Here is an 8352-nt window from a genome sequence, read left to right on the forward strand (position 1 = left end):
CATGACACGTATTGCCCTGAACGGCCTTGGCCGCATCGGAAAACTTGTCCTGCGCGATCTGATCGACACTGGTGCCGCAGGCGAGATCGTCCTCTTGAACGACCCCGTTGGGGATGCCGAACAACATGCGCTGCTGATGGAATTCGACAGCGTCCATGGCCGGTGGCGCACGCCGGTCGCGGCAGGCGATGGAGCGCTTGTCCTGAACGGCCAGACCATCCGCCTGACGCATGAGAAGACCATCGAGGCGCTGCCGCTGGCGGAACTGGGCGTCGATCTGGTGATCGACTGCACGGGCATTTTCAAGACTGCGGCGAAGGTCGCGCCCTACTACGCCGCCGGGGTGAAGAAGGTGGTCGTCAGCGCCCCGGTCAAGGATTGCGGCGCGCTGAACCTCGTCTACGGGGTCAACCATCACCTTTACGACGGCTCGCAGGCGCTGGTCACGGCGGCCTCCTGCACCACCAACTGCCTTGCCCCGGTGGTCAAGGTGATCCACGAGGCGCTTGGCATCCGCCACGGGTCGATCACCACGATCCATGACGTGACCAACACCCAGACCATCGTCGACCGTCCGGCCAAGGACATGCGCCGCGCGCGGTCGGCCCTGATGAACCTGATCCCGACCACGACCGGCAGCGCCTCGGCGATCACGCTGATCTATCCCGAACTGAAGGGCCGCCTGAACGGCCATGCCGTGCGGGTGCCGCTCTTGAACGCCTCGCTGACCGACTGCGTGTTCGAGGTAGAGCGGGCGACCACGGCCGAAGAGGTGAACGCGCTGTTTGCCGCCGCCGCCGAAGGGTCGCTGAACGGGATTCTCGGTTTCGAAACCCGGCCCCTGGTTTCCTGCGACTTCACCAACGACCCGCGCTCGTCCATCGTCGATGGGCCGTCCACCATGGTCATCAACGGCACGCAGGTGAAGATTTACGCGTGGTATGACAACGAATGGGGCTATGCCTGCCGTCTGGCCGATATCGCGCGGATGGTCGCGGGCTCGCTGTGACCGACGCCGCGAATCCCGCCGCCCCGCCGCCCAACCCGCTGCGTGCCTATACCGCCGTGACGGCGGCTTATTGGACCTTCATGCTGTCCGACGGCGCACTGCGGATGCTGGTGCTGCTGCATTTCAACAGCCTCGGGTTTGCGCCGATGCAACTGGCGTGGCTGTTCCTGCTCCACGAGGTCGCGGGCATCGTCACCAACCTCGCCGCCGGCTGGCTTGCCGCGCGTTTCGGGCTGGCTGCGACGCTTTACAGCGGCCTCGCGCTGCAAATCGGCGCACTGGTGGCGCTGGCGCAGCTTGACCCGTCCTGGGGTGTTGCCGCGTCGGTTGCTTTCGTGATGGCGGTGCAGGGCGTGTCGGGCGTGGCCAAGGACCTGGCCAAGATGTCGTCCAAATCTGCCGTCAAGCTGCTGGCGCCCAAGGAAGACGGCGGTTTGTTCCGTTGGGTCGCTCTGCTCACCGGGTCGAAGAATGCTGTGAAGGGCTTGGGCTTCTTCCTTGGCGCGGCGCTTCTGGCGCTGGCGGGGTTTCAGGCGGCAATCTGGGGTATGGCGGCGGTGCTGGCTGTGATCTTGGTCGCGGTGGTCCTGTTCCTGCCCGCCGGCCTGCCGGGCCGGATGAAATCCGAAGAGGCCTGGGGTGGCTGGCGGTCAAAGGACCCGCGTGTCAACCGCCTGTCGCTGGCGCGCATGTTTCTGTTCGGCGCGCGTGACGTGTGGTTCGTCGTCGGCATTCCGGTCTACTTCCAGGCGGTCCTGTCCGACGGCACCTCCGAAGGCCGCCGCGAGGCTTTCTTCCTGATCGGCAGCTTCCTCGCGCTCTGGATCATCGCCTATGGCGCAGTGCAGGCCGTCGCCCCGCGACTTCTGGGGGCAAAGGGCCAGCCCGAGGCCGAGACGACCCGCAAGGCGATCCTTTGGGCCGGACTTTTGGTGCCAATCCCCTTCCTGCTGGCCGGGGCCGCCTGGGCGGCAGGCGAGCCAGCACCATGGCTGACGGCTACCCTGATCGCGGGCCTGTTGCTGTTCGGTTTTGTCTTCGCCGTCAACTCCTCGGTCCACTCCTACCTGATCCTGGCCTTCGGATCAGCAGAACGGATCACGCGGGATGTGGGGTTCTACTACATGGCCAATGCGGCGGGGCGGTTGATCGGAACGCTGCTGTCCGGGCTGAGCTATCAGATCGGCGGTCTGCCGTTGTGCCTTGCGACGGCGGGCGTGATGGCTTTGGCCAGTTGGCTGGCCGCTAGGCGTCTCAGGTCCGTCTGACGACAAGCAGCGCAATCGTCGCCAGCACACCAACACCGGCGGTCAGCCAGATCGCATTCAGCCCCCAAGCGGCAAGGGCCGCGCCGAAAACCAGCGGCGCGGCCGCCTGCAAGATACGAGCCGGAGCATTCAGCCAACCCAGCCGCGCCCCATATCCGGAGGGTCCGAACAGGGCGAGCGGCATGGTGCCTTTGGCAATGGTCAGGATGCCGTTCCCCGACCCGTGCAGAATTGGGAAGGCACACGCCGTCGGACCGCCAAAGGCCACGATGCAGATGTTGGACACCGAGTGTGCCAAGGCCACCATTGGCGCAAGCTTCGCCATCGTCACTGGCGGCGCACTGACCCTGTTCATCGCCGCCCCGCCAAATGGCACATCGGTCTGGGTGCGCGTGGTGGACGAGGTTTCGGACGCCGTCTTCGAACAGGAAATCACTGCCGATCTGCCTGCCAGCACCCAGTTCCCGTCGCCTTGGCTTTACATGAACTACGGCGCGATCGCTGCGGCAGTCGCCTAGGACTGCGCCGGGGTCTATGTCGAAACGGATTTCCAAGGCGGCGGGCGCATTCACCTTCGGCGGTGAATGCGCCCGCTTGTTTCAATGGCCGGACACCGACCATTGGGCCGGTGAAAACTCAAACCAGCCTGGCGGGCTCCGAGCGGGTTCGCCGCCATCCCCGCCGCCGCACTTGATCCGGCCCTCTGTCCGGCGTCTCCTGCGGTCCCCGCGCTTTCGGGTCCGGGTCCCCATCGTCGAAAGAAGGAAAGTTGCCGAACTACTCGGTCTCGATCCTCCTCGCTTCCGTCGTGGACGCAGGCTGCACGAGGCCCGCCACGATCTGGCGAAACTCGCCGAGGATTTCACCGTGGTTCTTGTCGAGGTAGCGGGCGAGACGGTCATTCTGCAAAAGCCGCTCGACATAGCGACCGGCCACCACCAGCCGAAGGTGATCTGGCCCAAGGGTGCCTTCGATCAGCTTTATGTTCTTTTGCAGGTTGGCCATCTCGGCCTTCATTCGCTCGGCTTGTTCGCGCGTTACGCCTGCAGGTGGCTTCTTTGCAGCCGGTTCTACCAGGTCAGCGGCGTCAGATGCTGCAAGGATCGCCTCGACATAGGGCACAGTGTAGTTGTTGGCCGCGATCATCAATTCCGCCGCCTGAATCTGCCGCAGGGGCTTCATCTTGCGCAGGGAGCGGAAGCTGTTGATCGGACAATGCCGGGCCTTCAGCAGTTCGGCCGCTTCGGGGCAGATGCCGTTCAGCAGGGTCCGCTTCTGCCGGATCAGCGCAATGTTCACATTCAACGCGGCAGCGATGCGGGCTTCCGACACGCCTCGTTCAACCGCGCGCAGGATCATCTTGTGCTCCTGGATCGTGGCGAGGCGGCTGATTCGCTTGTTGTAGGTGAAGGATTCATCGTCGGTCGCCACCAGGCAGGTGACGGTCGTCTCGCCCATTTCCTTCAGAACATGCAGCCTAACATGGCCATCCAGAAGGATGAAGGATCCGTCCTGCCCAGCCGCGCGGGCGACCACCGGCGGTTCGATCAGCCCGACCTCGCGGATCGACGCGGCGATCTGCCCATATTTCTGGCTCTTTGGCACAGTGACTGGCAACTGCTTGACCGGCAGGATCGCAGCAATCGGGATCGTGCGCAGGTTCGCCTCGAATCCCGGGCTCTTCGGCGGAGGCATTTTTCCTGTCTGTGTCATGCTCTTGGTTCCCGCAACCCGTCGATGATGATGCGCGGCAAGCTGTCGAGGCCCTCGGCACGGAGCAGCGTCAGAAAGTTCTCGTCCTTCAGCAGAGACTGAAATGCCGCATCGAGAAACAGCAGGCTGCTGCGCGTCGACTGCGCCCTGCGGACCATGTCCTGCTGACGCTCGGCCTCGGCGCGATAGGCTTTGACCAGCGCGGCAGATGTCATTCGCGCTCGTGGCTGTTTGTTGCGCGCACCACCTCGCTGCTTGCCGTGGCGCTGGCGCAACTCAACCAGCCGCCGCGCCTCCAGCAATTTCTTTCCGCGCAGTTCACCGGAGGCATAAGCAGTCTCGAGCGCCTTCTGCACGTCCTTCTCCTCGGCCCGCGTGATGTAGAGCGCGACGCTGAGCGGCATCTGCCCGGTCTCGACCGCGACCAGCAGGCGTTCCTCACCGTTGGCAATCAACTCGCCGATTTCATGGACATAGGCGAGGGAAAGCCCCGTCTTGTCGGCGATCTGATGGTCTGAATATCCCCGGTCGCGCAGGATGGCGATGTCCTGCAACAGCTCGAGCGGCCGCTGCTGGCGGCGAGCGATATTCTCGATCACGCTGCGCAGAAGGCGCTCGGCCTCGCTCGCATCCACGACGATGGCCGGGATGTGGGTTTCCCCAAGGGCGACATAAGCCTCCATCCGACCCTGACCGCAGACCAGACGATAGGACACTCCCGCCCCTTCATCGACCCGGGCGACGGTGATCGGCTTTTTCAGCCCGACCTTGCCGATGCTGTCGACCAGCGCGCGGAAGGTCTTTTCCGACCGCTCGCGCGGGTTTTCCACGGTGATGGCAGAAATCGGGATGATCTGCACTTCGTCCCGCATCTCGACTTCGGTCACCATGGTGCCACCTCGGAAACCGGCACGCGGCGGGCCATGTCGAAGAAGAAATCCAGCGTTTCAAATCGGAAAGCGTCCAGCATCAGGCCATTCTCCTCGGCAAGCCCCAAGGGTTTTGTCCGCATCTCGAATTGGGGCAGCAGATAAAAATCGAGCGCGGCGGTGTTGGTGCGGTCCATCCGGACGGCAATGGTGATGTCGGGCGCGAGGCCGGTGTCGAAGCGGATTTTCCAGCGCAAGCCGCCCGTGGAGGTTTCGCGGCAGCGGGCGACGACGACGGAGGCGGTGAATTCGCCATTGATCGTCAGCAGGTCGGTCGCCGGATTGCGCGTCACGGTGCCGCCGAGTCGGGTGATCTCGCGGATCACACGCTCCACCTCGTCGCCGTGGAACAGCCGCAGCAAGCGGTTCACTTCGATGTAGTGGTAGTCCCGGTCCGGTGTGAAGCCGACGAGGGAATAGGCCCGGATCAGGCTGCCGAACCGGTGGGCATAGGCGCCGCTGGACGGCATTCCGTCGGCCTCGTCGATCACCAGACCGGATATGTAGCCGTGGCGCTGGAAAAGCCGGGTCAACCGATCCAACATCTCGTCGTCCGAGAATCGGCGGTTGCGGGCGGCTATGATCGCCTGCACCTTCTGAAACTGTTTCGGCTCGACGATGGCATCGAACGCCCCTTCCGAACGGATCCACATCTCAGGGCCATTCGCGACCCGCTTCTGCTTCAGCTTGAAGGAGCGCCGGTTGTAGACGTTGTTGCCGATGTATTTCTCGTTGGTCAGGATCTGATGAACGGTAGCGCGGGTCCAGGCCCGGCCAAGATCGGTCAGGATTACGCGCTCGTTCAGTTCGGCCGCGATTTCGCTTTCCGAACGGCCGTGCTTGAGGAATCGGTTGTAGATCCAGCGCACGGTCCGGACCTCGGCGTCTGGCCCGGGCACCAAGATCACCCGGTCTGTCTGCAAGCTCTTGTGCTCACCACGCTTCAGCTCGGCCTTCACCTCGCCGCGTTCGTCAAGCAGGACCCGGCGAAGGCCAAACCCCGCCGGGCCGCCCTGACGGAAGCCGCGTTCGATCAGGCGGCACTGTCCGATGAAGACCTTGTTGGAAAGTTCCCGGCTGTATTCCCCGGCCATCGCGCGCTTGACGCTCTTGACGATGGTGGCAATCGGGCCGCCGTCATTTTCGAATTGCTCGGCGCAATACTCGACCTGCTTGTTCACGCGTCGGCAGATGTATTCGTAATAGGCGGATTCATCGGCATCCTGAAACCGGCCCCACCGGCTGACGTCATAGACGAGGATGACATCGAAATCCGCGGTGCCATCCTGCACATCCTGGATCAGCTGTTGCAGCGCTTCACGGCCCTCGATCCTCAGGCCACTCTTTCCAGCATCGGCATAGGAGCGGACCAATTCAAAGCCGCGTTCCTCCGCGTATTTGCGGATCGCATCCGACTGGTTTTCGGTCGAGTATTTCTGATGGTCCGTCGACATGCGGACATATTCAGCCGCACGGCGTTTTGGCGGGGAGTTTGCCGGTTCTTTTCTTGAGGGCAGCTCTCTGCCTGCCATTCCCGTCTCCGGATCAGTTCATGCAGGCGTCTCCGTCTGGTCGGACCCGGGATATTGGCTGGGGCGCAAAATGGAATCTGCCGCTGTGTTGTCTTCTCCACAGGTTTACCGGAGGAGGACGCAGCGATGCGGATCAAGATGGGCACATCTGTGCCGAAAATGGGCACAACTGTGCACCTAGACGCGGATCAGGCCGCCTATCGCAAGGCCATTGCCGACACCCTGCGGCGCGAACTGGGGCCCACGCATCAGGCCATCAAGACGGTGATGCGCTGGACCGGAGCGAGTGAACGGACGGCCAAGTACTGGCTGTCTGGCGGACGCGGGCCGAGCGGGGAGCATCTGATCCGGCTCGCGCAGCATTCCGATGCGGTGTTGATCACCATCCTGACCATGGCCGAGCGACTGTCGGACAAGCAGAGGCACAGATGTCCAAGCTGTCCAGAACGGCTTCTTGTGTTACAAAACCTCGGACAGGATGACCCGAAGTCCGAGGGATCATCACAGCTTTAGGTGCATCAATTGGTCAGGGCAAATCGGAGATGCGGAGAATAGGCCCATCATTCTCCGCATATCTTGCGGTGTTTCCCCTTGCGCTTGCGGAGAATGCGACCCACAATCGCCGCACTTAACGCGGAGAATATGGTGTACATCTGGGAGCAACCAGACTGGCCAAGGCTGACCTGGCAGGATGGCAGCATTGCCGCCCCCCTGGCTGCAGTCCGTCACGAGCAAGGGCGATTGATTGGCCGGATGGAAGCGCTGGGGTTCAAGCTTCGTGAAGAGGCGGTCCTGCATACCCTGACGCAGGACGTCGTCAAGACAAGCGAGATCGAGGGCGAGCAGCTGGATGCCACACAGGTGCGGTCATCCCTCGCGCGAAAGCTTGGCATCGACATCGGCGCCCTGCCTCCGACCGATCGCAATGTGGAAGGCATCGTCGAGGTGATGCTGGATGCGACGCGGAACTTTCAGGCCCCGCTCACGAAGGAACGCCTCTTCGGCTGGCATGCGGCTTTGTTCCCCACCGGGCGCAGCGGCATGACGAAGATCATCGTCGGGGACTGGCGCGACGACAGCACCGGCCCGATGCAGGTTGTGTCGGGGCCTTACGGACGGGAGAAGGTTCATTACTCGGCCCCACCCGCACTGCGGGTCGCGGCGGAGATGGAAGCCTTCCTTACATGGTTCAACGCGCCTTTGGCCACGGATCCGGTGATCAAGGCGGCGCTGGCGCATCTTTGGTTCGTGACGATCCACCCTTTCGAGGATGGGAACGGCCGCATCGCCCGCGCCATCGCCGACCTGGCGCTTGCCCGGTCGGAGGGAAGCTCGCAGCGATTCTACAGCATGTCCGCACAGATCAGGGCCGAGCGGAACGCCTACTACGACCAGCTGGAGCGCACCCAGAAGGGCGGCACGGACGTCACGTTGTGGATCCTGTGGTTTTTCGACTGCCTCGGCCGTGCCATCCACTGCGCAGATGGCGTTTTGGCGGCGGTCGTCGCCAAGGGGCAGTTCTGGGAACGCGCTGCGGCGCTGGCGCTGAACGAACGCCAGATCAAGGTGCTGAACCGGCTGCTCGACGGATTCGAGGGCAAGATGACGTCATCCAAGTGGGCGGTGATCGCCAAGTGCTCGCAGGATACTGCGAACCGTGACATCGCAGCGCTGCTCGAGCTCGGTTTGCTCCGGAAGGGCGAAGGCGGCGGGCGCAACACGCACTACGAGTTGGTGCTGTGAGGGTCGCGACGGCGATCATCCGCACCCTCGATGGGGGGCTCGTAAAACGTTGACCAGGTGTTGACAAGAATTTCAAAAGCAAAAACCCGACTGTTTAGGTCGGGTTCTATCTATTTGATATGTTTGTTAGATTTGGTTGCGGGGGCAGGATTTGAACC

The 8352-nt window shown here is 62.9% G+C and carries 9 protein-coding genes; 5 read left to right on the plus strand and 4 right to left on the minus strand.

Annotated elements, in window-relative coordinates; translation table 11 throughout:
• Window position 1: 1 nt before the first annotated feature.
• A complete protein-coding gene (locus HS053_RS19645; RefSeq protein ID WP_174212943.1) occupies window positions 2-1009 on the plus strand; it encodes an ArsJ-associated glyceraldehyde-3-phosphate dehydrogenase in 1008 nt (335 codons plus the stop codon).
• Window positions 1006-2277 (plus strand): organoarsenical effux MFS transporter ArsJ, encoded by a 1272-nt coding sequence (gene arsJ, locus HS053_RS19650; protein ID WP_347233359.1) that lies wholly within the window; start codon window positions 1006-1008, stop codon window positions 2275-2277. The genes HS053_RS19645 and arsJ overlap by 4 nt, the downstream gene beginning before the upstream one ends.
• Here the strand turns inward: arsJ and HS053_RS19655 are convergent.
• Window positions 2264-2563, minus strand: coding sequence for a hypothetical protein (locus HS053_RS19655; RefSeq protein ID WP_174212945.1), 300 nt, complete (start codon window positions 2561-2563; stop codon window positions 2264-2266). The genes arsJ and HS053_RS19655 overlap by 14 nt on opposite strands.
• Here HS053_RS19655 and HS053_RS19660 point away from each other — a divergent pair.
• Window positions 2553-2795, plus strand: a complete 243-nt coding sequence (locus tag HS053_RS19660) for a hypothetical protein (RefSeq protein ID WP_241699953.1) — start codon at window positions 2553-2555, stop codon at window positions 2793-2795. The genes HS053_RS19655 and HS053_RS19660 overlap by 11 nt on opposite strands.
• A 259-nt stretch (window positions 2796-3054) precedes the next feature.
• Here the strand turns inward: HS053_RS19660 and HS053_RS19665 are convergent, their stop codons facing one another.
• Genes HS053_RS19665 through HS053_RS19675 form a run of 3 tightly spaced genes read right to left on the minus strand, consistent with a single transcriptional unit; the run spans window position 3055 to window position 6451 of the window.
• Window positions 3055-3990, minus strand: coding sequence for a plasmid partitioning protein RepB C-terminal domain-containing protein (locus tag HS053_RS19665; protein WP_174212946.1), 936 nt, complete (start codon window positions 3988-3990; stop codon window positions 3055-3057).
• Window positions 3987-4880: a ParB/RepB/Spo0J family partition protein gene (locus HS053_RS19670; protein WP_174212947.1), complete on the minus strand. Its 894-nt coding sequence runs from the start codon at window positions 4878-4880 to the stop codon at window positions 3987-3989. The genes HS053_RS19665 and HS053_RS19670 overlap by 4 nt, the downstream gene beginning before the upstream one ends.
• Entirely contained in the window at window positions 4874-6451 is a 1578-nt protein-coding gene (locus HS053_RS19675; protein ID WP_277817081.1) for a recombinase family protein, read from the minus strand. The genes HS053_RS19670 and HS053_RS19675 overlap by 7 nt, the downstream gene beginning before the upstream one ends.
• A 126-nt stretch (window positions 6452-6577) precedes the next feature.
• On the opposite strand from HS053_RS19675, the gene HS053_RS19680 reads away from it, so the two are divergent.
• Both HS053_RS19680 and HS053_RS19685 read left to right on the plus strand, forming a co-directional pair.
• Window positions 6578-6964 (plus strand): XRE family transcriptional regulator, encoded by a 387-nt coding sequence (locus tag HS053_RS19680; RefSeq protein WP_174212948.1) that lies wholly within the window; start codon window positions 6578-6580, stop codon window positions 6962-6964.
• Window positions 6965-7057: 93 nt separating this feature from the next.
• Complete coding sequence (locus HS053_RS19685; RefSeq protein ID WP_206677643.1) at window positions 7058-8194, plus strand: Fic family protein; 1137 nt, start codon at window positions 7058-7060, stop codon at window positions 8192-8194.
• Window positions 8195-8352 lie beyond the last annotated feature (158 nt).

Source organism: Tabrizicola fusiformis (assembly GCF_013328815.1).
GTDB lineage: Bacteria > Pseudomonadota > Alphaproteobacteria > Rhodobacterales > Rhodobacteraceae > Fuscibacter.

What these genes read in the sequence shown, in the direction of transcription:
- HS053_RS19665 (WP_174212946.1), bottom strand. Translation starts at nt 3,990, where the DNA reads ATGACACAGACAGGAAAAATGCCTCCGCCGAAGAGCCCGGGATTCGAG.
- HS053_RS19680 (WP_174212948.1), top strand. Translation starts at nt 6,578, where the DNA reads ATGCGGATCAAGATGGGCACATCTGTGCCGAAAATGGGCACAACTGTG.
- HS053_RS19660 (WP_241699953.1), top strand. Translation starts at nt 2,553, where the DNA reads ATGTTGGACACCGAGTGTGCCAAGGCCACCATTGGCGCAAGCTTCGCC.
- HS053_RS19685 (WP_206677643.1), top strand. Translation starts at nt 7,058, where the DNA reads ATGCGACCCACAATCGCCGCACTTAACGCGGAGAATATGGTGTACATC.
- HS053_RS19645 (WP_174212943.1), top strand. Translation starts at nt 2, where the DNA reads ATGACACGTATTGCCCTGAACGGCCTTGGCCGCATCGGAAAACTTGTC.
- HS053_RS19670 (WP_174212947.1), bottom strand. Translation starts at nt 4,880, where the DNA reads ATGGTGACCGAAGTCGAGATGCGGGACGAAGTGCAGATCATCCCGATT.
- HS053_RS19675 (WP_277817081.1), bottom strand. Translation starts at nt 6,451, where the DNA reads ATGGCAGGCAGAGAGCTGCCCTCAAGAAAAGAACCGGCAAACTCCCCG.